The 21,761-nt window shown below is 55.2% G+C and carries 18 protein-coding genes; 17 read left to right on the forward strand and 1 reads right to left on the reverse strand.

Translation table 11 applies throughout. The features are described 5' to 3' along the window. Positions 1 to 84 precede the first annotated feature (84 nt). From AC2Q8J_RS14250 to ispH, 12 genes are all read left to right on the forward strand, one after another. Complete coding sequence (locus AC2Q8J_RS14250; protein WP_204996597.1) at positions 85 to 1,602, forward strand: fumarate hydratase; 1,518 nt, start codon at positions 85 to 87, stop codon at positions 1,600 to 1,602. A gap of 95 nt (positions 1,603 to 1,697) precedes the next feature. Beyond that, positions 1,698 to 3,134 (forward strand): exodeoxyribonuclease I, encoded by a 1,437-nt coding sequence (gene sbcB / locus AC2Q8J_RS14255; RefSeq protein WP_486451596.1) that lies wholly within the window; start codon positions 1,698 to 1,700, stop codon positions 3,132 to 3,134. Next, the gene (locus AC2Q8J_RS14260; protein ID WP_486451597.1) at positions 3,131 to 3,442 is read left to right on the forward strand and encodes a GIY-YIG nuclease family protein; all 312 of its coding nucleotides are present in this window, start codon (positions 3,131 to 3,133) and stop codon (positions 3,440 to 3,442) included. The genes sbcB and AC2Q8J_RS14260 overlap by 4 nt, the downstream gene beginning before the upstream one ends. Beyond that, positions 3,435 to 5,243 carry an ABC transporter transmembrane domain-containing protein gene (locus AC2Q8J_RS14265; RefSeq protein ID WP_486451598.1) on the forward strand — a complete coding sequence of 603 codons (1,809 nt, stop codon included), beginning with the start codon at positions 3,435 to 3,437 and terminating at the stop codon, positions 5,241 to 5,243. The genes AC2Q8J_RS14260 and AC2Q8J_RS14265 overlap by 8 nt, the downstream gene beginning before the upstream one ends. Before the next feature lie 32 nt (positions 5,244 to 5,275). Then, on the forward strand, positions 5,276 to 6,292 hold the full coding sequence (locus AC2Q8J_RS14270; RefSeq protein ID WP_286696208.1) for an aspartate carbamoyltransferase: 1,017 nt from the start codon (positions 5,276 to 5,278) through the stop codon (positions 6,290 to 6,292). Further along, positions 6,292 to 6,900 (forward strand): NUDIX domain-containing protein, encoded by a 609-nt coding sequence (locus AC2Q8J_RS14275; protein WP_486451599.1) that lies wholly within the window; start codon positions 6,292 to 6,294, stop codon positions 6,898 to 6,900. The genes AC2Q8J_RS14270 and AC2Q8J_RS14275 overlap by 1 nt, the downstream gene beginning before the upstream one ends. Continuing rightward, positions 6,897 to 8,486: a murein biosynthesis integral membrane protein MurJ gene (murJ, locus tag AC2Q8J_RS14280; RefSeq protein WP_486451600.1), complete on the forward strand. Its 1,590-nt coding sequence runs from the start codon at positions 6,897 to 6,899 to the stop codon at positions 8,484 to 8,486. The genes AC2Q8J_RS14275 and murJ overlap by 4 nt, the downstream gene beginning before the upstream one ends. A gap of 102 nt (positions 8,487 to 8,588) precedes the next feature. Further along, positions 8,589 to 9,536: a bifunctional riboflavin kinase/FAD synthetase gene (gene ribF, locus AC2Q8J_RS14285; RefSeq protein ID WP_338061848.1), complete on the forward strand. Its 948-nt coding sequence runs from the start codon at positions 8,589 to 8,591 to the stop codon at positions 9,534 to 9,536. A gap of 36 nt (positions 9,537 to 9,572) precedes the next feature. Then, positions 9,573 to 12,392, forward strand: coding sequence for an isoleucine--tRNA ligase (gene ileS / locus AC2Q8J_RS14290; RefSeq protein ID WP_486451601.1), 2,820 nt, complete (start codon positions 9,573 to 9,575; stop codon positions 12,390 to 12,392). Beyond that, complete coding sequence (lspA, locus tag AC2Q8J_RS14295; RefSeq protein ID WP_286696186.1) at positions 12,385 to 12,891, forward strand: signal peptidase II; 507 nt, start codon at positions 12,385 to 12,387, stop codon at positions 12,889 to 12,891. Before ileS ends, lspA begins: the two co-directional genes overlap by 8 nt. Before the next feature lie 30 nt (positions 12,892 to 12,921). Further along, the gene (locus AC2Q8J_RS14300; protein WP_486451602.1) at positions 12,922 to 13,383 is read left to right on the forward strand and encodes an FKBP-type peptidyl-prolyl cis-trans isomerase; all 462 of its coding nucleotides are present in this window, start codon (positions 12,922 to 12,924) and stop codon (positions 13,381 to 13,383) included. A gap of 3 nt (positions 13,384 to 13,386) precedes the next feature. Further along, on the forward strand, positions 13,387 to 14,334 hold the full coding sequence (gene ispH, locus AC2Q8J_RS14305) for a 4-hydroxy-3-methylbut-2-enyl diphosphate reductase (RefSeq protein WP_486451603.1): 948 nt from the start codon (positions 13,387 to 13,389) through the stop codon (positions 14,332 to 14,334). 28 nt (positions 14,335 to 14,362) lie between these two features. Here the strand turns inward: ispH and AC2Q8J_RS14310 are convergent, their stop codons facing one another. Continuing rightward, positions 14,363 to 14,863, reverse strand: a complete 501-nt coding sequence (locus tag AC2Q8J_RS14310; protein WP_486451604.1) for a GspH/FimT family pseudopilin — start codon at positions 14,861 to 14,863, stop codon at positions 14,363 to 14,365. Positions 14,864 to 15,149: 286 nt separating this feature from the next. Here AC2Q8J_RS14310 and pilV point away from each other — a divergent pair, with 286 nt between their 5' ends. From pilV to AC2Q8J_RS14335, 5 genes are read left to right on the forward strand one after another with little or no spacing between them, the layout of a single operon-like run. Beyond that, the gene (gene pilV / locus AC2Q8J_RS14315; protein WP_486451605.1) at positions 15,150 to 15,596 is read left to right on the forward strand and encodes a type IV pilus modification protein PilV; all 447 of its coding nucleotides are present in this window, start codon (positions 15,150 to 15,152) and stop codon (positions 15,594 to 15,596) included. Positions 15,597 to 15,599: 3 nt separating this feature from the next. Further along, positions 15,600 to 16,628, forward strand: a complete 1,029-nt coding sequence (locus tag AC2Q8J_RS14320; RefSeq protein WP_486451606.1) for a PilW family protein — start codon at positions 15,600 to 15,602, stop codon at positions 16,626 to 16,628. Then, positions 16,625 to 17,149 carry a pilus assembly PilX family protein gene (locus AC2Q8J_RS14325; protein WP_486451607.1) on the forward strand — a complete coding sequence of 175 codons (525 nt, stop codon included), beginning with the start codon at positions 16,625 to 16,627 and terminating at the stop codon, positions 17,147 to 17,149. Before AC2Q8J_RS14320 ends, AC2Q8J_RS14325 begins: the two co-directional genes overlap by 4 nt. Positions 17,150 to 17,160: 11 nt before the next feature. Next, positions 17,161 to 20,985, forward strand: a complete 3,825-nt coding sequence (locus tag AC2Q8J_RS14330) for a pilus assembly protein (protein WP_486451608.1) — start codon at positions 17,161 to 17,163, stop codon at positions 20,983 to 20,985. Beyond that, the gene (locus tag AC2Q8J_RS14335) at positions 20,985 to 21,434 is read left to right on the forward strand and encodes a type IV pilin protein (RefSeq protein ID WP_486451609.1); all 450 of its coding nucleotides are present in this window, start codon (positions 20,985 to 20,987) and stop codon (positions 21,432 to 21,434) included. The genes AC2Q8J_RS14330 and AC2Q8J_RS14335 overlap by 1 nt, the downstream gene beginning before the upstream one ends. The last annotated feature ends 327 nt before the right edge of the window (positions 21,435 to 21,761 follow it).

The following is a 21,761-nucleotide window of genomic DNA, read 5'->3' on the forward strand; positions in this document are numbered from 1 at the left end:
TGGCTGCAACAGCACAGTGTGATCAGGTGCGGCAACCGTCGCACTTTGGCACCGACACCACAACGTTATCAAGGACCTCGCCCAATGACTGTTATCCGCCAAGATGACCTGATTCAGAGTGTTGCAGATGCGCTGCAATACATCTCCTACTACCACCCGGTTGATTTCATCAAGGCGGTAGACGAAGCCTATCAGCGCGAGCAAAACCCTGCCGCTAAAGACGCGATGGCACAGATTCTGATCAACTCGCGGATGTGTGCAGAGGGGCATCGTCCCATTTGTCAGGACACAGGTATTGTGACGGTGTTTTTGACCGTGGGCATGAATGTGCAGTGGGACGCTGAGATGTCGGTTACCGACATGGTTAATGAAGGCGTTCGCCGTGCCTACAACTTGCCTGATAATGTACTGCGCGCCTCCATTCTTGCCGACCCCGACGGTGCCCGCAGTAACACTAAAGACAATACCCCCGCGGTGATCCACTACGAAATTGTTCCCGGTGACACCGTTGAAGTGCATGTTGCAGCAAAAGGCGGCGGCTCAGAGGCCAAGTCTAAATTTGCCATGCTCAATCCCTCTGATTCTGTGGTGGACTGGGTGTTGAAAATGGTGCCGACAATGGGCGCAGGCTGGTGCCCACCGGGTATGCTGGGTATTGGTATTGGCGGTACTGCCGAGAAGGCGATGCTGTTGGCAAAAGAAGCGCTGCTCGACCCCATCGATATTCACGACCTGCAAAAACGCGGCGCGTCAAACCGCTCGGAAGAGCTGCGTCTGGAGCTGCATGAAAAGGTCAATCAGCTCGGTATTGGTGCCCAGGGCTTGGGCGGTCTGACCACCGTCTTGGATGTTAAGGTTAAAGATTATCCGACCCACGCTGCTAACAAGGCGATTGCCTTGATCCCCAACTGCGCGGCAACCCGCCACGCTCACTTCACCCTGGATGGCAGTGGCGCCGTCGCTCTGACCCCGCCAAAACTCGAAGAGTGGCCAGAGGTAACGCGTCAGTCTGGTGGCGACGTGAAGCGAGTGAACCTGGATACCGTAACGGCCGATGAGATCAAAACCTGGAAGCCCGGCGATACGCTCTTGCTCAACGGTAAGATGCTGACCGGTCGCGACGCTGCGCATAAGAAAATGGTCGATATGCTGAGCAAAGGCGAAACTCTGCCTGTCGACCTGAAGGGCCGCTTCATCTACTACGTTGGCCCCGTTGACCCCGTGCGTGACGAAGTCGTTGGCCCCGCAGGCCCAACCACGGCAACGCGAATGGATAAGTTTACCCGTACCATGCTCGCCGAAACCGGATTAATGGGCATGATCGGTAAGTCCGAGCGCGGCGACGGTGCGATCGATGCCATCAAAGAGTTTGAAGCGGTGTACCTGATGGCCACCGGTGGCGCGGCTTACTTGGTTGCCCAGGCGATTAAAAAGTCTGAAGTGGTGGCCTTTCCAGAATTGGGTATGGAAGCCATTTACGAGTTTACCGTTGAAGATATGCCTGTGACGGTCGCGGTAGACACCGCCGGCGACTCAGTGCATAAATCAGGCCCGCAAATTTGGAAAGCGAAGATCGAAGCGGAAAATATCAACGTTAGCTAAGTTGACGGCAGCGCCGTGCCGGCTTTGGGCGACGCCCTGGCCGGTGCATTGGCGCTGCCGTTTTTGTATCTGCTTCACAGGTGGCGAACTGAGTGATGAGTGAGACCTTTTACTGGCACGATTACGAAACCTGGGGAACTCGCCCCGCCCTGGATCGCCCCTCGCAGTTTGCTGGTGTGCGCACCGATGCTGAGCTGAACATTATCGGCGAACCGCTGGTGCAGTTTTGCCGCCCAACTCCCGATTACCTGCCCAATCCCGAGGCCTGCCTGGTTACTGGGATTACCCCGCAGCAAGCCTTGGAGGAAGGGCTTAGCGAGGCGGAGTTTGTCGCTAATATCCACGCGGAATTGTCTCAGCCCGGCACCTGCACGGTGGGTTATAACAGCATCCGCTTCGATGATGAGGTGACCCGCTTTGCCTTGTATCGCAATTTCTACGACCCCTATGCCAGGGAGTGGCAAAACGGTAACTCTCGCTGGGACCTGATCGATGTCGTTCGGCTGTGCTACGCGCTGCGCCCCGACGGTATTGAGTGGCCCAGGCGCGAGGATGGCTCGCCCAGCTTCCGGCTGGAAGAGCTGACCGCGGCCAACGGCCTGAGTCACGAGTCGGCGCACGACGCACTCTCAGATGTACTGGCAACGATCGACTTGGCACGTCTGATCCGTCAAGCCCAGCCCAAACTCTACGACTATGCCTTGAGCCTGCGGAACAAGCGCACGGTGGCGGCCATGCTCAACACCGACAGCCAAGTGCCGGTGCTGCATGTTTCCGGGCGCCTGCCCGCGGCGCGAGGCTGCTCGGCATTGATGATGCCGCTGGCACCGCATCCGGTTAACAAGAATAGCGTGATCGTCTATGACTTAAGTGTTGACCCGAGCCCGCTGATTACGCTGGACAGTGATGAGGTAGCACGGCGAATCTTCAGCTCCAGCGAGGAGCTGGGGGAGGACACGCCGCGTATTCCGCTCAAGGAAATTCACCTCAATCGCGCACCGATTGTTGCCACCCCTAAATTATTGGACGATGCCAGTGCACAGCGTTTGCAGATCGACTTAGACCAATGCCGACGGCACTGGTCGATGCTGCGTAAGGCCGAGGGGCTTAATGAAACCCTGGCATCGGTGTATGCCCAGCGTGAATTCAGCGAAAACCCCGACCCGGACACGCAGCTCTATGGCGGCGGCTTTTTTAGTGATGGTGATCGCCAGCAGATGGAGCGCCTGCGAAAAATGCTGCCGGAGGATCTTGCCGGGCAGCATTTTCAATTCAGCGACCGTCGCCTTCCCGAGATGCTGTGGCGCTATCGGGCGCGTAACTTCCCCGAAACCTTATCGGCGGCCGAGCGGCAGCGCTGGCTGGAGTTCTGTCGGCAGCGGCTGCGCCAACCCGGAGAGCATCTGCACGGGTTCGACAGCTTTCGCCAGCGGTTAGTGGAGTTGTCCGACTCCATCGATAACGACTTCCAGCAATTTGTACTGCAGGAACTCAATGACTACGCCGATGCACTGGAGCAGGAGGGGCTTTGAGTCAGTGGTGGGTGTATATGGTGCGCTGCCGCAGTGGCCGCCTGTATACCGGGATCACCACGGATACCACGCGGCGCTTTCGCGAGCACTGCGGCGAAGGGGGTAAGGGCGCGCGATTCTTTCGCAGTGACCCTGCCGAGGCCATTGTCTACACCGAACCAGCGGAAAACCGTTCAGTGGCATCGCGCCGTGAAGCGGCGATAAAAAAATTACCGCGTAAACAAAAGTTAGCGTTGGTTGATGCGGCGCTTTTACCTGCCGGGAATACGGGCAATAATGCGCGGCCAGAAGGAGAGCTAAATGGCTGAGCAACAACACAGTGAGCGTGGTACCGCAAAGCTAGGTGTATTAAGGGCGATGCTTGGGTTTTTGAAGCCCTATCGCTGGCAGGTTATCGGTGCCAGCGTGGCGCTGATCTGCACGGCGGGGATCACGCTGTCGATCGGCCAGGGGCTGCGTTTGCTGGTGGATAATGGTTTCTCCAGTAACGCCAGTGAAGCGGCGCTAAACCAGGCCTTGATGCTGTTTTTCGCACTGGTATTACTGTTGGCGACCGGCACCTTTGTGCGTTTTTACTTGGTGTCCTGGATTGGCGAACGCGTTAGTGCAGACCTGCGTAAAGCCGTGTTTGCCCATGTCGTCACCCTGCACCCCGGCTTTTTTGAAAGCCAGCTGAGTGGCGATATTCAATCCCGGATCACCACGGACACCAGCCTTCTGCAAACTGTGATCGGGTCCTCGGTGTCCATCGCTCTGCGCAACGCGCTGATGTTTATCGGCGGTTTAATCTGGCTGTTCATCAGCAACCCGAAACTCACGGCATTGGTGATGCTGAGTGTGCCGCTGGTGATTGTGCCCATCCTGGTATTTGGCCGCCGCGTGCGGCGGCTGTCGCGCAGCAGTCAGGACAAGATTGCCAGTGTCGGCAGCTTTGTGGGCGAGGCAGTTAAGAATATCAAGCTGCTGCAAGCGTTTAACCATCAAACGCTTGATCGCAGAGCCTTTGATGGCCATGTAGAGGTGGCCTTCGATGTTGCCATCGTGCGCATTAAGCAGCGCGCATGGTTGTCGACGGTGGTGATAGTGCTGGTGTTAGGCGCCGTTACCGGCATGCTTTGGGTGGGTGGACACGATGTCTTGGCCGGCCGAATCAGTGGCGGTGAACTGGCGGCGTTTATTTTCTACGCGGTGATGGTAGCCGCCTCCGTCGGTGCCATTTCCGAAGTCTATGGTGACTTACAGCGAGCGGCGGGAGCGACCGAGCGCCTGTTGGAATTGTTGGCGGCAGAGAACCGTATATTGCCGCCCGCAGCCCCGGCGCATTTACCGGTGCCGGTGCGTGGCGATATCGATTTTAGGTCGGTGAGCTTTGCCTATGCCTCGCGGCCGGAACACCCGGCGATAAGCAATGTTAGTTTGCAGGTGCCGGCGGGTAGCAGTTTGGCGCTGGTGGGCAGTTCCGGGGCTGGCAAGTCAACGTTGATTGATTTGTTGCTGCGTTTCTACGATGTGAGTGACGGGGCCATTTGCTTTGACGGCGTCGATATTCGCAATCTCGATCCGGACGAGTTACGTGCAAATATCGCGATGGTGCCGCAGCAGCCAGTGCTGTTCACTGGCTCGGTGGCCGACAATATTCGCTACGGCCGCCCAGATGCCAGCGATGCGGAGATAGTGTCCGCGGCTAAGGCAGCCTTTGCTCACGAATTTATTGAGCGTTTGCCCGAGGGCTATCAAAGTTTTGTGGGCGAAGGCGGGGTGCGGTTGTCGGGTGGTCAGCGTCAACGCGTCGCGATTGCCAGAGCAATATTGGCAGACCCTAAACTGCTGTTGCTCGACGAGGCGACCAGTGCCCTGGACGCAGAAAGTGAATATCAAGTGCAGCAGGCGCTGGAAAGGTTGATGGAAGGCCGCACGACGGTGGTGATTGCCCATCGCTTGGCAACCGTGATCAATGTCGATCGCATTGCGGTACTCGAGAATGGTGAACTGGTTGCCAGTGGGCGTCACAGTGAACTTTTGGTGCAGTCACCCCTCTACGCCCGTTGGGCGAGCTTGCAATTTGACGACGCCAATAATCAGGCGGCTTCGGCTGCCAGTGAATCATAGCGGCCGGGCCGCAGTATAAAGGGAGAGCAGTGTTGAAATTTGCCGGTAGTCATATTCTCTCTATCAGTCAGTTTGAGCGCGAAGATATAGAGCGCGTGTTTGCGGTGGCTGATCGCATGGCGCCCTATGCGCACCGCGAGCGTATTACCAAGGTGCTCGATGGGGCAATTCTGGGGAATATGTTCTTTGAACCCTCCACGCGAACGCGGGTGAGTTTTGGCTGCGCCTTTAACTTACTCGGCGGTGAGGTGCGTGAAACCACGGGCTTTGAAAGCTCGGCCATTGCCAAAGGTGAGTCGCTATACGATACCGCCCGGGTACTCAGTGGTTACAGCGACGTGATCGTCATGCGCCACCCGGCTTCGGGCTCGGTATCGGAGTTTGCGGCGGCCAGCCGCGTGCCGGTGATTAATGGCGGCGATGGCGCCAATGAGCACCCCAGCCAGGCGCTATTGGATCTGTACACTATTCGTAAAGAGTTGCTGCACCAAGGGCGCAGTGATCTGGATGGCCTGCGGATCGCGATGATTGGCGATCTGAAATACGGCCGAACGGTACACTCACTCTGCAAATTGCTGGGCTTGTATAACAATGTCCATATCGTGTTGATTTCGCCGGATGAACTGAAAATGCCCGGTGAAATTGTTGACGCCCTGCGCAGTGCCGGCCACACGGTGATTGAATCCGATGTGATGGAGGGCAGCCTTGCCAAGGTGGATATTGCTTACTCCACTCGCATTCAGGAAGAGCGCTTTGCAAGCAAGGCTGAAGCCGATATGTATCGCGGCCGCTATCGTTTGAATCAGGCAATCTACACTCGCTACTGCGAACCCAATACGGTGATTATGCACCCGCTGCCCCGTGATTCGCGTCAAGAAGCCAACGAGCTGGACAACGACCTGAATGACAATCCTAACTTGGCAATCTTTCGTCAAGCGGACAATGGCGTGCTGGTGCGCATGGCATTGTTTGCCATGATCTTGGATGTCGTCGATCAAGTGGATAAATCGGCGCGGGATGTGAATTGGTACACCGAAAGGCGCTTCTGATGAGCCGTTTTGGTCGCGACGATGTCGAGGTGCTGGAAAAACGCAGTGCCTGGAAAGGTTTCTTTGAAATTCGCCAGCTGCGTCTGCGCCACCGACTGTTTGCCGGCGGCTGGGGCAAGCCGCTTAATCGCGAGCTTTTCGTGCGCGGTGCGGCGGTCGGCATGCTCCCCTATGACCCCGAGCGCGATGAGGTGTTGTTTGTCGAGCAATTCCGTGTTGGTGCCATCGACAGCGGCGATTCGCCCTGGTTGCAGGAGCTTGTGGCGGGAATTATTGATACCGATGAAGCGCCCGAACAGGTCGCGCGGCGCGAAGCGCGCGAGGAGGCTGGGTTAACGGTATCTGAGCTGGAATCGATAGCGGAGTATTTTTCCTCCCCCGGCGGCAGCGATGAATATTTTTACCTGTATTGCGGCCGCTGCAATCTGGCGGATGCCGGCGGCCTTCATGGCTTGCCGGGCGAAGGCGAAGACATTCGCGCAAAGGTCTACGGTTTTGACCAGGCGATGCAAATGCTCGCCGACGGCGAGATTAATAACGCCCACAGCCTGATCGCCCTACTGTGGCTGCAGCGCCATCGTCAGCGCCTTCGTGAGGCCTGGCAATGAGTGAGGCGGAGGCTCCTCGCGGCGGCGGACTATTGCGCTCCAGTCTGGTGGTGGGCGCCATGACGATGTTGTCGCGGGTGTTGGGTTTGGCGCGCGACGTGGTCATTGCGGTGGTGCTCGGCGCCAGCGCAAACGCCGATGCTTTTTTTGTCGCCTTTAAGATCCCCAATTTTTTACGCCGCTTATTTGCCGAGGGCGCTTTTGCCCAGGCCTTTGTGCCCGTACTGTCAGAATATCGGGAGCAGCGTGACCACGCCGCTGTGCGAGAACTGCTCAATCGCGTGGTGGGGGCATTGGGTGGGGTGCTGTTGTGTATAACGATTCTCGCCGTGGTGGCCGCGCCGATGGTGGCGTCGATCTTTGCGCCGGGGTTTCGCGACGATCCGCTGAAGTTTCAGCTCACCACAGAGATGATTCGCATCACCTTTCCGTATTTGATGCTGATTTCACTGACCGGTTTTGCCGGGGCTGTTCTCAACAGTTACGGGCGCTTCGCGGTGCCCGCGTTTACGCCGGTGTTGCTCAATGTCTGTTTGATTACCGCCGCCGTGGTGGCCGCGCCATATTTTGCCGAGCCCGCGATGGCGCTGGCCTGGGGTGTGCTCATGGCCGGTTGTGTGCAGTTGTTGTTCCAGCTGCCATTCTTGCAGCGCTTGCACCTGCTGCCAACACCGCAGTGGCGATGGGGCGATGAGGGCGTACAGCGCATTGTGCAGCTTATGCTGCCGGCAATGTTCGGTGTATCGGTTAGCCAGATAAACCTGCTGCTCGATACTGTGCTGGCATCTTTTTTACCCACTGGCAGTATCTCCTGGCTGTATTACTCCGATCGCTTGGTAGAGCTGCCGCTCGGTGTGTTCGCCATTGCCATCGCGACGGTGATCTTGCCCAAATTGTCTCGCCAGCGAGCCGGCGGCGACGAGCAGGCATTCTCACAGACCCTGGATTGGGCGCTGCGTGGTGTGTTGCTGATGGCGCTTCCTGCGGCGGCGGCGCTGTTGATTCTCGCCGAGCCAATACTGATTACGCTGTTTCAGTACGGTGAATTGCAAAGCCGCGATGTCGCCATGGCCGCGCTGAGCCTGCGCGCGTACACGTTGGGCCTCATCGCCTTTATGTTGATCAAAGTGTTAGCGCCCGGATTTTTTGCCTGCCAGGATACCAAAACACCGGTAAAAATCGGCATATACGCGATGGTGGCGAATATGGTGTTTAATATCGCCTTAGTCGTTCCCTTGCATTATTACCTTCAAATTGGCCACGTAGGGCTGGCCCTGGCCACCGCCATGTCGGCGTGGCTCAATGCCATGTTGCTGCTGCGTGGCTTGCTGGCGCGCCAGGTGTATCGCCCCGCGGCAGGCTGGCTGCGATACACGCTACAGCTCTGTGTTCCCGTGGTACTAATGTCGGCGTTGTTGCTGCTGTGCCGCGCGCAAATCAGCGATTGGTCGCTGTGGTCTGCCTGGCAGCGGGCGGCGGTGCTCGGCGGCGTTTGTGCAGCAGGCGGCGTGGCCTACCTGCTGGGTTTGCTGCTTATGGGGCTGCGGCCCGCACAGTTGCGCGGCGGCGCTAACCCGCCGACTTAAGCGTTTTTGTCACGTGGCTGAGTAAGTTATAATCAGCCGCTTTATTACTGCTCGGCGCATTCACTGGCGACTTCGTCGCGGTGCTGATAGCGGGGCGTGCATATGGGGTCGGCCACAGGCATGGAGTTAATCCGCGGATTTCACAATTTCCGCCCGCGTCATCGCGGCTGCGTTGCTACGATTGGCGCTTTTGACGGCGTTCATCGCGGTCACCAGGCGGTGCTGCGGCAGCTGATTGATAAGAGTCGGGAGTACGGCCTGCCCTCAACAGTGGTATTGTTCGAACCCCTGCCGCGAGAATTCCTAGCGCCGGATGCCGCGCCGCCACGGCTGATGTCATTTCGTGAAAAGTTTGAGGCGATTCGCGACCTGGGTATTGATCGTGTGGTTCGCATTCGCTTTAACAACGCGCTACGCAATATGAGCGCAGACGAGTTTATAACCAGCCTGTTTGTTAAAAATCTGGGTGCGAAATACATCGTTGTTGGTGATGACCTGCGCTTTGGTCGCGACCGAAGCGGTGATTTCGACCTGTTGCGTAAGTACGGCGCTCGCGACGGCTTTGACGTGATGGACACCGCGACCCTACTTCACGAAGGTGAGCGAGTAAGCAGTACGCGGATTCGCGAAGTGCTGGGGCAGGGCGACTTCGCCCTTGCTGAGCATCTGTTGGGCCGCCCTTATAGTATTGCCGGGCGGGTGATTGTCGGTCAGCAACTTGGTCGTACCATTGGTGCGCCGACGGCGAATATCCAGTTGCGCCGCCTGCGCTCGCCGCTGTCAGGCGTGTTTGCCGTGCAAGTTGCAGGCGTGTCGGATTCTCTGCTGCCGGCGGTCGCTAACGTTGGGGTTCGCCCAACGGTGGGCGATTTGAGCAAGGCCATACTCGAAGTGCATTTATTGGATTTTGAAGGCGATCTGTATCGCCGCAATATCCGCGTGTTGTTTAGAGAAAAACTGCGCAACGAAATTAAATTTGATGGTATCGACGCCTTGAGCGAGCAAATTTCTCGCGACATCGCACAGGCGCGACGATTCTTCTCCCTTTAACTTTTCCCTATTGCCGGGCCTTTAAGACTAGCTTTTATGAGTGATTACAAGCACACCCTGAACCTGCCAAAAACGGATTTTGCCATGAAGGCAAATTTGGCGAATCGTGAGCCGCAAGCGTTAAAGCGCTGGTACGACGAGGACTACTACGGCCAGATTCGCCGCGCGCGCGCCGGGCGGGAAAAGTTTGTACTGCACGATGGCCCTCCGTATGCCAATGGCGATATCCATATCGGCCATGCGGTTAATAAAATCCTGAAAGATATGATCGTTAAGTCTCGCACGCTAAGCGGCTTCGATGCTCCCTATGTGCCGGGCTGGGACTGTCACGGCTTGCCGATCGAGCTCAATGTCGAGAAAAAAGTGGGCAAGGTCGGGCGCAAGGTTGACGCCGCCACTTTTCGTCAGAAGTGTCGCGACTATGCCTACAAACAGGTCGACGGCCAGCGAGAGGGTTTTAAGCGGCTGGGTGTGCTGGGTGATTGGGAAAACCCCTATCTGACGATGAGCTTCGACTTTGAAGCCAATATCATTCGCGCCCTGGGTAAAATTGTTGAAAACGGTCACCTGCACAAGGGCTTTAAGCCAGTGCATTGGTGTATGGACTGCGGCTCGGCGCTGGCCGAAGCTGAGGTGGAGTACAAAGATAAGACGTCGCCGGCGATTGATGTGCTGTTCCCAGTGGTGGACGCCGCGGATGCTCGCCAGCGCTGCGGGCTTGCCGATAGCGCTGACGGCGCAATGAACCTGGTAATTTGGACCACAACGCCGTGGACCATTCCGGCGAATATGGCTGTGTGCCTGCATGCCGAGCTGGACTACGTTTGGTTGTCCTATCAACGAGACGGCAACGCAGAGTTACTGCTGGTTGCTGAGGCCCTGCAGGAGTCCGTGGCGAAGCGTGCGGGTATTACTGATTACGCGGTGGTTGGCCAGTGCAAAGGAGTGGCGTTGGAGAACCTCGCTCTGCAGCACCCCTTGTATGCACGCCAAGTCCCGGTGATTTTGGGTGAGCACGTCACCACTGATGCGGGTACCGGCGCAGTGCACACCGCGCCAGCCCACGGCCAAGATGACTTTGTTGTCGGTCAGAAATATGGCTTGGATGTGTACAACCCCGTTGCGGCCAATGGTACCTACATCGAAGGTACGGAATTATTCGCCGGTCAGCATGTGTTTAAAGCTAACGAACAGGTGATCGCGGCACTGCAAGAGCGCGGTAGCTTGTTGCACAACGAGTCCTACGAGCACAGCTATCCGCATTGCTGGCGGCATAAATCGCCAATCATCTTTCGCGCGACCCCGCAGTGGTTTATCAGCATGAAGCAGGGCGGCCTGCTCGACAAAGCCATGGCCGAAGTGGATGCGGTGAACTGGATGCCAGGCTGGGGCCGGGCGCGTATTGAGTCGATGATGGGTGAGCGGCCCGACTGGTGTATCTCGCGTCAGCGTACCTGGGGCGCACCAATCGCCCTGTTTGTTCATAAAGAAAGCGCTGAACTGCATCCGCGAACGCCAGAACTGATAGAGCAGATTGCTGAGCGGGTGGAGCAGGGGGGCATTCAGGCCTGGTTTGACCTGGACGCTGCCGAGCTGCTGGGAGACGAAGCGCAGAGCTACGACAAGGTCGCGGATACCCTCGATGTATGGTTTGACTCCGGTGTTACGCACTACGCCGTATTGGCGCAGCGTGAGGAGCTAGCCTTCCCCGCAGATTTGTACCTTGAAGGCTCTGACCAGCACCGCGGCTGGTTCCAGTCCTCGATGCTCACTTCGGTGGCAGCGCAGGGCTGCGCGCCCTATAAGTCAGTGCTGACACACGGCTTCACGGTGGATGCAAACGGTAGAAAAATGTCCAAGTCCTTGGGCAATGTGGTGGCGCCACAGGAAGTGATGAATAAGCTGGGCGCAGACATTCTCCGTCTTTGGGTGGCGGCGACCGACTACCGCAATGAAATGACGGTATCGGATGAGATATTTAAACGCACTGCCGATTCCTATCGGCGCATCCGCAACACCGCGCGCTTCCTGCTTGCCAATATGGCAGGTTTTGAGCCGGGTGAGCATGCGCTGGCCAGCGACGAGATGCTCGCGCTGGATAAGTGGATCGTCCATCGCGCTGCGGTTTTGCAAGATGAACTGCTGGCCGCGTACGATGCTTATCAATTCCACGTGGTATACCAAAAGTTGCACAACTTCTGTGTGCTGGAGTTGGGCGGCTTCTATTTGGATATTATCAAAGACCGCCAGTACACCACGCCGGAAAACAGCCAGTCGCGGCGTTCGGCGCAAACGGCTCTGTACCACATTGCCGAGGCGCTGACGCGCTGGATCGCGCCGATTCTCAGCTTTACCGCCGACGAGTTGTGGCAGGTTCTGCCCGGCGAGCACCAAGGGCCGGTATTTGCCGCTGAATGGTACCAGGGCCTGCAAAAACTCTCGGACGATGACGAGATGGGCGACGCCTTTTGGCAGCGTGTGCAGAGCGTGAAAACGGCGGTCAATAAAGTGCTGGAAAACGCCCGTAACGAGGGCATTGTGGGCGGCTCCCTGCAGGCTGAAGTGACGCTGTTTTGTGACGATGAATTGATCGAGACGCTGTCGGCGCTCGGTGATGAGCTGCGCTTTGTGTTGATCACCTCTTCAGCCATGCTCGCACCGATTTCCGCGGCGAACGAGGCTGAGACGACAGAGCTGGAGGGCTTACAGGTACGCGTTGGCGCCAGTGAAGGCATGAAATGTACGCGCTGCTGGCACTATCGCGAAGACGTTGGTCAGTCGACGACGCATCCAGAACTGTGTTTCCGCTGTATAGATAACGTCGATGGTGATGGTGAGGTCCGCCACTATGCCTAATAGCGGCGCTGCGCAGCAGCGGCGGGGGCGATTGCTGTGGGTGATATTTGCCGCGGTTATTGTTCTGGTCGATCAAATTACCAAGGTTTGGGCCGACGCCAGTTTGGTGTATGGGCAGCCAAACCCCGTGTTGCCGGTGCTGGATATTACGCTGCACTACAACCCTGGAGCCGCTTTTAGCTTTTTGAGCGATGCCGGGGGATGGCAGCGTTGGTTTTTTACCGTTATCTCCGCGGCGGTAAGCGTTTACTTACTTGTGTGGCTAATGAAGCTGCGCCGACAGCAGTGGTTGTTGTCGATGGCACTGACCTTAGTGCTGGGTGGTGCGCTGGGAAACCTGTGGGACAGGGTTCGCCTCGGCCATGTTATTGATTTTATTTCGGTGCACTGGGGTAACGCGTATTTCCCCACGTTCAATATTGCCGATGCGGCGATATCGGTGGGTGCCGTGCTGTTAATCATCGATACGTTTATTCATTCAGATGCCGGCGACAAGTAAGGTCGGCATAGCGCTAACAGAGAAGCGATTATGACTATTGCGATTGGTCCGGGAACCGCCGTCACCCTGCATTTTGCTCTGCTGATGGAGGATGGTAGCGAGGTGGACTCCACCTTCGAGCGCAGCCCGGCGAGCTTCGTATTCGGAGACGGTAATTTGCTCCCCGGTGTGGAGGCAAAGCTGCAAGGCTTAACGGCAGGTCAGCAAGCGACGCTGACACTCGCCCCCGAAGATGCATTCGGCCAGCGCAACCCTGCAAATATCCAGCGTATGCCACGCAGCCAGTTTGCGGATATTGAACTCAGTGAAGGCCTGGTACTCAATTTTGCTGACGCAGCAAATACTGAGCTTCCCGGCGTGGTAAGCGCGATTGATGGTGAGCAGGTCGAGATTGACTTCAACCACCCTTTGGCGGGGCAGCAGCTCGGTTTCCGCGTTGAGATTCTCGACGTGCAGGTCCATGCTGGCGATGAAGAGGCCGGCGCGGAGTAAACTATGAAAATTGTTCTCGCTAACCCCCGTGGGTTCTGTGCTGGTGTGGATCGCGCTATCGAGATTGTGAATCGCGCCCTGGATGTGTTTGGCTCACCAATCTACGTGCGCCACGAAGTTGTTCACAACAAGTTTGTTGTTGAGAATCTTCGGCAGCGAGGTGCCATATTCGTCGATGAGCTGGATGAAGTGCCCGACGACAAAATCGTGATTTTCAGCGCTCATGGTGTCTCCAAAGCAGTTAGGAACGAGGCAGCGCGCCGTGGCTTGAAGGTATTTGACGCGACGTGCCCGCTGGTGACCAAGGTTCATATGGAAGTGGTCAACTACAGCAACGCCGGGCGCGAATGTGTACTGATCGGCCACAAGGGCCACCCCGAAGTTGAAGGAACGATGGGGCAGTACGACGTTAGCCAAGGCGGAAATATCTACCTTGTCGAGGATGTTGAGCAAGCACTCAAACTCGAGGTTAAACAGTCGGAAAAATTGTCATTTGTCACGCAAACGACGTTATCCATGGACGATACGGCGGCGGTGATCGATGCCCTGCGGCAGCGCTTTCCCGCTATCGAGGGGCCGCGCAAAGATGACATCTGCTACGCCACTCAAAACCGCCAGGATGCGGTGAAAACGCTTGCCCAGCAAGCCGACTTGGTGCTTGTCGTGGGGTCTCCGAACAGTTCTAATTCGAATCGCTTACGTGAATTAGCCGAGCGCTTTGGCTGTCAGGCGCAGCTGATCGACAATGAGAAAGACATACAGCCCCAGTGGCTCAAAGAGGGCTTGCGAATCGGCATCACGGCCGGGGCCTCGGCGCCGGAAATACTGGTGAAAGCCGTGATCGACAGGCTCTGTGAGCTGGGCGCGTCAGCCCCCGAGGAGCTTGAGGGTCGTGCAGAAAATATTACTTTTTCCCTGCCTCGCGAACTGCGTTGGGTTGAGGCCAATTAAGCCCGAGAGCCATCGCCACTGCTCGCCGCTACTCGCCACAGTGGGAATCTGCCCTGCGAATTCGTCCGCCAATACTGATGACGAGCTGCCGGCCTTCTTCGCCCGTGCTAGGGCATATCGTCAGCGTACCCACCTGAAAGGCATTACTTTTGAGATGCGCGCTGCCGTCTGGTCGGTAGCTGATGTAATGACTCACGTGGCGGTTGCCCAATGCTTCGACCCCACCTAAAGGGGGAATAGTGCGAAGGATTTCTTCATCGGCGCTGTGCTCGCCACTGCTGTCAGCGTCGACATAGATAATGGCGCCGTGACTCCAGTTACCGTCAGTATTACTAATGGTAATGGTCTGTTCCAGATAAATGGCTTGTTCGCGCGCAAATTGGGCGGCGGAATGCAGCGTGTTGGTGGCGTGGCTCAGCTGTTGCTGACGGGCAAAGCGCTGCAGCGAGGGGGCTGCCCCAGCGCCGATAACGGCGGCAATACTGAGCGTCACCATCAACTCGATAAGTGTCTTTCCCTGTTCATACATCTTGGAATCCTTTCCAGTCCGTAGTGTTAGCTTTAGTTCACGGATGCATTTTTTGCAATGTCTCACTATTTGTCGCTATGTCACTAGGCTGCGGAATTTGCGTATTAACGCTTTGAAAGTGATCATATATCTTGCAAAAAATGGTTTTTTTTATGTCCAATGCTGGTAAAGCGCAGAAAAATCGCTCAGTGTTCGGTTCATAAAAATAAATCTGCTGTCTTGCGGGGCGTCGATATTATGTCCCTCGGGTCCAAAGCCAGTTAGCTCAGTAGGTAAGGGAGTACACATGACTAACTCTCCACGTCGCCAGGACGGTGCCACGCTTATTGAAGTGCTGGTGGCATTGCTGATCACCGCCATTGGTGTCATGGGCGCGGCGGCCGTTCAGCTGAACTCTGTCAAATTCAATCAGGCCGCGAAATTCCGCTCCAACGCTGTGTTTTTGGCCAACGATATCAGTGACCGAATGCGGGCCAACCGGGTTGTCGCGTTAAAAGGCGACTACGATATTGCTATCGATGATGACGCTCCGACGGGCACGGGTGCGGTTGCCGTCGACCTGCGTGAATGGCTGGGAGAGGTTGCGCTGAGGCTTCCCGCGGGCGATGGCGCGGTAATTCGCGACGATACGCGTTTCACCATCCGGATTCAGTGGAGCGAAGGTCGCTTGGAAAAGACCCGTGAAGGGTCAGCGCCCTCCCTGCAAACCTTTGATTTTGTTACGGAGCTATAAAGCGTGAATGCCCAACGAGGTTTTGGTCTGATTGAACTAATGATCGCGATCACTTTAGGGCTGATTTTGAGTACCGCGATCATTCAGGTTTTCCTTGCATCTAGAACAAGTTATCAACTCCAAGAATCACTGTCGATGATCCAGGAGAATGCGCGTTTCGGCATGCATTTTATGGGGCGTGAAGTGAGAATGGCGGGGTATATGGGGTGTAATTCCATCGGCAATCTTAACGTTAATGTTATCGCCAAGCCAGCGACCTATGCGGCCGATTTTGTTCCCGTTAAAGGGGAGAATGATGTCGGCGCGGGGCACACTCTAGGCGCCGTTGAAGGCACCGATACGATACAAATACTCAGAGGGGGTGACGGTTCAGTACGGCTGACCGGAAACCTAGCGCCGAATAATGCCAACGTTCAAATCGAAGACAATACCTACAATATTGCTAAAGGCGACTACGTGTTGATTTCGGACTGCACATCGGCTGATATTTTCCGCGTTACTAACACGCCGAAGGAGAGTGGCAAAGGCACTGCCACTTTGACCCACAGCAAAGGTAATGATTGGAATACCAGTAATCGGCTGAGCAAAATATACGGTGGTGACGCAGAAGTGTTCGGTTTTGAAGTCACCCACTTCTTTGTGCGAGACACAGGGCGTGATACCGCTGGGGGCAGGCCTGTACTCAGCCTCTACAGCCAGCAACGACCAACGGGTAGTGGCGGTTCGATGGCAGCAGCGGTTGAGCTCGTCGAAGGCGTCGAAAATCTCCAAATCGTCTACGGTCTGGATACCGACAATGATCGAGCGATTGATAGCTACGCCGACGCATCAGCGGTGACGGATTGGCAGCAAGTGGTGAGTGCCAAGCTCGAGTTGACCCTGGTCGCGAATGATGAGGGGGTTGTGGGGCGTACCGGCTCTGTTGATGCGCAGAGCGTATACGACTCTTCCGGGCAATTGCTGAGTAATACTGACGGGCGTATGAGACAGGTATTTTCATCGGTATTCGCAATAAGGAATCGCTTGCCATGATCACAGCAAATGCGCAGCGTGGCGCGGTACTGATTGTTGCACTGGTGTTTACCGCCATTTTGACGGTCATCGGCGTTGGCGCCATGCAAAATGCCACGCTCCAGGAACGCATGGCGGGCAACAACAAGGATATCAATGTGGCATTCCAAGCGGCTGAAGCGGCCATTCGTGAGGCCGAAGCGGCAATGCCCGGTCTCTCCAGTGCGGATTTCGATGGCGCAAATGGGATGTATCTTTCATGCCCGGATCCATCAGACAGTCGTCAAGCCTGCTCTGAACCGGATTGGAAAACCAAGGCCTCGACGGGGTGGGCGGTGGTAGGTGAGAAAGTCGACGATGTGAGCCGGCAACCGGAATTCATTATTGAGCAGATTAGTGCGATGACAGACCCCAACGCCGCGTTGGACTCCGACAATACGGTTTCGCTGCTGGGCTTCTATCGCGTTACCGCCCGAGGCTTTGGTCTTAGTGATCGCAGTATGGTGGTTTTATCAACCACCTATAAGCGCGTTGAAAACTAGTAGGTAGTGATATGGCCTTTGGAAGAGTATGCATTTTACCGAGCTTTCTAGTTATGTTGGTGTTATTCGGTGGTGCGGATGTGTCGGCAGAAAATTGCACTATTCAGGCAACTGGCCCTTTGGATGACTGGCTGGGGAAAAAAAACAAAGATGATACATACACTTTTGACGACTTAGAGAGTATTGATCGAGTAGTTACTTGGCAGCCTAAGAATGCGAGTAAGCATTCCTGCAGTGCCAGTTCCTACTTTTATAATTCGAATCATTTAACCGTTAAGGCATTCAAAAATAGAGAGAAAAAGTGCAAGGCACGGTTCACTGTTGAAGGGCCGAGGAAAAACTGTGTTGATGTGGTGTCTGATGGGAACATAGCGCAATCGCCATTATTTCTAGCGCAGAATGCCGAGCCTAACGTGCTATATATACTTGACGATTCTGGTTCAATGCGATTCGAAATAATGCCCGGTGAAAATATACAGGCTGACGCACGCTTTTTATATCCACGAGTTCGGGGCGTATATGGGGATCCAAAATATTATTCAAATAGGATTGTGACTAACGACGATAGATCTGCATTTAATGTGCGAAGCCGCTCGCCACAGTTAAATGCGCTTTATTACAACCCGTCGATAACATATTGGCCATGGGTTAAGGCGGATGGCAGCTCTTATCCCAATGCTGATATTAATTGTGCTCCGCATAACCCTGCCGACCGAGTAGGTAGTGGTTCCGATTATTGTAGAGATATGACGAGGCGAAATAATGGCGATATCGCAGAGTTTAGAGAGCCTGACGACAATGGTTGGAAGACACATGGATGGATTGACTGCGACAAAGAAGGAGCTTGTGTATGGGACGATGGTTCTAACGAGAAGTTTTGGCCAGCCAAGTACTATTGGTATCGAGGGGCAGGTGATCAATGGAATGTATCGAATTATACAAAGGTTGAAATTAGGAGCGGTGGCACTTTTGTTGGTCATGGCCGAGAGTCTAGAGACGACTGTGCCCAGGCGGAAGAGGCGACCTGCACCTATGACGAAGAAATTCAAAACTTTGCGAATTGGTATAGCTATTATCGCTCGCGAATAAATGCAGCACGCGCCGGGTCAGGGTTTGCTTTCGTTCAGCATGGCTCTAACCTGAGGGTAGGCTTTGGTAGTTTAAATGCCACTGAGAGCCGGGTTGATGGCGTCAATACAAAAATGATTAAACACGGAGTTAGAGTATTTGAGGGTAGCGATAGAGCGACGTTTTTTGACTCTCTCTACAATATCGATATACCAGCAGACGGCACCCCTCTTCGCGGTGCGCTAAATTTAGCGGGACAATATTATATGCGAAGGGATAATAGAGGGCCTTGGTCAAAAAGTCCTGGGTTGAATGATGATGAGCCCGATTTAGAGTGCCGTCGAAATTACTCGGTGCTGGTGACCGACGGTTATTGGTCGGGTAGTGATGTCAGCGGTGATCCAGGTAAGAATAATGATGGCTCGAATAACCCGGGTCATTCTTCGCCCACGGGTAATAACTACACCTATAAGGCCGTGCCGCCGTTTTCCGACAGCCGAGACGATACCTTGGCAGATGTTGCCATGTACTACTGGAAAAATGATTTGCGCAACGACCTCGATAACGTTGTGCCCGTTACAAAAGGGAACCCGGCTTTTTGGCAGCATATGGTGACTTTTGGCGTTGGTTTAGGTGTGACGGGAACGATAGACCCGGATACCGCTTTTGCCGCGATTGAGAGCGGTGCATCAATTTCATGGCCCAACCCCACCAGTGCGGATCAACATAAAATCGATGACCTGCTTCACGCGGCGGTGAATTCACGCGGCGGCTTTTTTAGTGCAGCCGACCCCGGCACGTTCGCCGATGAGTTGTCGGATGCTTTGCAGGTTATCGCCAACGAAGCCAAATCCTCTGCATCGGCCATTGCGGCAAACTCGACGCGTCTGGATTCTGGCACTTTGGTCTACCAAGCCAGCTTTAACAGCTTGGATTGGAGCGGCAGGATGGTCGCCTACAAGGTGAATGATGACGGCACGCTGGGCGATGTGAAGTGGGATAGTCAAAAAGATAGTTATGGAACGGTGTCGTCTCGAAAGGTGTTTACTGCGGTGGGGGCGCCGGGAGCATTGACCACAACCGCAGTTGATTTTTCGACGTCGTCTTGGTCGTTGCTAGATATAACTCAGCGCGATGCGCTTCGCAATGGCGGTAGCATTGCCGACGGCCAGCTGCTTCTGAATTGGCTGCGAGGCGATCGCAGCCAGGAGGGAAAAGCGTTTAGAAGTCGCGGCGCAATACTGGGCGATATTGTTAATTCCGACCCCGCCTTTTCAGGAAATCTTGATGACTATGGTTTCCACGTGCTCTCCGGTACAGAGGGTAGCACTTACAGGACTTTTCTAAAGTCCAAGAAAGCACGCCCACCATTCATAGTAGTTGGGGCGAATGATGGTATGTTGCACGGGTTTCATGCAGATAATGGTAAAGAGCTATTCAGCTTTATGCCTGCCGCATCGTATACGGCAATTGCAGAACTGGCCGACCCGGACTATCAGCACCGTTACTATGTAGACGGTTCGCCGCGCGTGAGTGACGCCTACCTGGTGAATAAGTGGCGCACCGTAACTGTCGCTGCGATGGGGGCCGGTGGGCGGTCAGTCTTTGCGGTGGATGTCACTGACCCAGAAGCGATGAGTAAGAACAATTTCCTCTGGGAATTTTCAACCTCCAGTAGCGATACCGATAAATTGGGTGTCGCGATGAGTGCGCCCGCCATTGCGCGCCTCGCCGCGGGTAATCAGTGGGTTGCCGTTTTTGGCAACGGCTATAATTCCGGCGACAACGTAAAATTGTTTATCGTTGATCTGGCCGACGGCAAGTTGTTGAAGGCCATTGATACCGGGGTTACAGGCTCTGGAAATGGCCTCGCTTCTCCCGTGCCTGTCGACGTTGATGGCGACCGCGTAACGGATTTTGTTTATGCCGGGGATTTGCAAGGCAATTTGTGGAAATTTGATTTGCGTGGCAGTACGGCAAACAAGTGGGAAGTCGCGTTGAAATCCGGGTCTAACCCCGCACCGCTGTTCACCGCAGTCGATGACAATGGCGATCCTCAGCCCATTACAAGCCGACCAACAGTTGGCAACCATCAAGAAGGTGGGTACTACGTTTATTTTGGTACCGGTAAGTTCTTCGAAACCGGGGATGCCAAGGTGGGTAATAGCCCACAACTGCAGGACTTCTACGGCATTCGGGATGTCGATGCGGCGGTAAGCCGCTCGGACTTGCTCGTGCAGGATGTGATCTTCGAGCAGGTAGGCGTTACTAAAGACGGCAGTAACACCCCCTTTCAAGTACGCCTCGTGACCAATAACGCGGCGGATGACGCCCCCGATTACGGTTGGCGCCTGCCATTGCAGCCACCGAATAGCGTCGAGGGCGAGCGCGCAGTATCGCGCCCGATACTACGCAATGGCCGTATCGTGTTTACCACGCTAATACCTACTGACAATATTTGCGGGTTTGGCGGGCGTAGTTGGTTGATGGAATTGGATGCGCAGACCGGTGGGCGTTACGCCGATCCGGTTCTGGATACGAACGGTGACGGGCTGATTAACGAGTTGGATGTTGTGCTCTACAACGGTGAGTACTTGCCAATTAGTGGCCGTGGAAGCAACGAAATTATTAAGACCCCAGGTATCGTTAGCGCCGGTGATATCGAGTATAAATTCACCTCAGGCAGCAGCGGTACTATCGGCATTGTGGTCGAAAAGGGCGATGACAACGGTATTGTTGGGCGACAGTCTTGGAGGCAATTACAGTAATGACTCATCGCCATTTATTTAATGGATTTACCTTGATAGAGCTCATGATCACCGTGGCAATCGTGGCAATACTCGCCTCGATTGCCTACCCGAGTTATCAAGAGCAAGTGGCTAAGTCGCGGCGCAACGAAGCGGCCAATGCCCTGATGATTGGCGCCCAGGCGCTAGAGCGCTACTACTCCGCTAATGGTCGTTATACCACCACTGCCGGGGGGAGTGACTTGCCTGCGGTGTTTCCCTCTCGGGTGCCGGAGAATGGCGGAACGTATTACACGATATCTGCGGATGGCACACCGACAGCGAATACGTTTACCTTGATCGCAGCGCGCAGAGGTACGATGGCGGGCGACAGTTGTGGAGATTTCACTCTGGATGAAACGGGTGATATGGCGTTAAAAAACAAGCCCTCTGGATCGACTAAATCCCTGGCCGACTGCTGGCGCAGGTAGTGCCGTTATACGTAGATATGCGGGTGTCCATACGCGTTTTCAGAGGTGTCGAGTGGCTCGCGAAACACGTCATTTGTTTTGTACATGGCGGTAAATCTGCGTATTCTTGCCCAGTCGCTATAGAATTATAATCAAAGTGCTGGCCGTGCTGATTGGCATTTAAGCGTTTGTGCTTTTGCAAACCATCACAATGACTACGGAAAGTCGCTGGTACCTGCTACCGGCACCCTTACGCAATGCTCCATTTGTTCGGCCGATAATAATTTCCATGCTTGGGAGAAGAGGCCGAGTGCGAGCTAAAGATATTTCCGGTTTTACCCTGATTGA

This window comes from Spongiibacter sp. C9W, assembly GCF_057370015.1.

Excerpts from the sequence above, each read along its gene's own strand:
- AC2Q8J_RS14325 (WP_486451607.1), top strand. The coding sequence starts at position 16,625 with ATGATCACAGCAAATGCGCAGCGTGGCGCGGTACTGATTGTTGCACTG.
- ribF (WP_338061848.1), top strand. The coding sequence starts at position 8,589 with ATGGGGTCGGCCACAGGCATGGAGTTAATCCGCGGATTTCACAATTTC.
- AC2Q8J_RS14275 (WP_486451599.1), top strand. The coding sequence starts at position 6,292 with ATGAGCCGTTTTGGTCGCGACGATGTCGAGGTGCTGGAAAAACGCAGT.
- pilV (WP_486451605.1), top strand. The coding sequence starts at position 15,150 with ATGACTAACTCTCCACGTCGCCAGGACGGTGCCACGCTTATTGAAGTG.
- ispH (WP_486451603.1), top strand. The coding sequence starts at position 13,387 with ATGAAAATTGTTCTCGCTAACCCCCGTGGGTTCTGTGCTGGTGTGGAT.
- AC2Q8J_RS14300 (WP_486451602.1), top strand. The coding sequence starts at position 12,922 with ATGACTATTGCGATTGGTCCGGGAACCGCCGTCACCCTGCATTTTGCT.
- AC2Q8J_RS14330 (WP_486451608.1), top strand. The coding sequence starts at position 17,161 with ATGGCCTTTGGAAGAGTATGCATTTTACCGAGCTTTCTAGTTATGTTG.
- ileS (WP_486451601.1), top strand. The coding sequence starts at position 9,573 with ATGAGTGATTACAAGCACACCCTGAACCTGCCAAAAACGGATTTTGCC.
- AC2Q8J_RS14310 (WP_486451604.1), bottom strand. The coding sequence starts at position 14,863 with ATGTATGAACAGGGAAAGACACTTATCGAGTTGATGGTGACGCTCAGT.
- AC2Q8J_RS14250 (WP_204996597.1), top strand. The coding sequence starts at position 85 with ATGACTGTTATCCGCCAAGATGACCTGATTCAGAGTGTTGCAGATGCG.
- AC2Q8J_RS14335 (WP_486451609.1), top strand. The coding sequence starts at position 20,985 with ATGACTCATCGCCATTTATTTAATGGATTTACCTTGATAGAGCTCATG.
- lspA (WP_286696186.1), top strand. The coding sequence starts at position 12,385 with ATGCCTAATAGCGGCGCTGCGCAGCAGCGGCGGGGGCGATTGCTGTGG.
- sbcB (WP_486451596.1), top strand. The coding sequence starts at position 1,698 with ATGAGTGAGACCTTTTACTGGCACGATTACGAAACCTGGGGAACTCGC.
- AC2Q8J_RS14265 (WP_486451598.1), top strand. The coding sequence starts at position 3,435 with ATGGCTGAGCAACAACACAGTGAGCGTGGTACCGCAAAGCTAGGTGTA.
- murJ (WP_486451600.1), top strand. The coding sequence starts at position 6,897 with ATGAGTGAGGCGGAGGCTCCTCGCGGCGGCGGACTATTGCGCTCCAGT.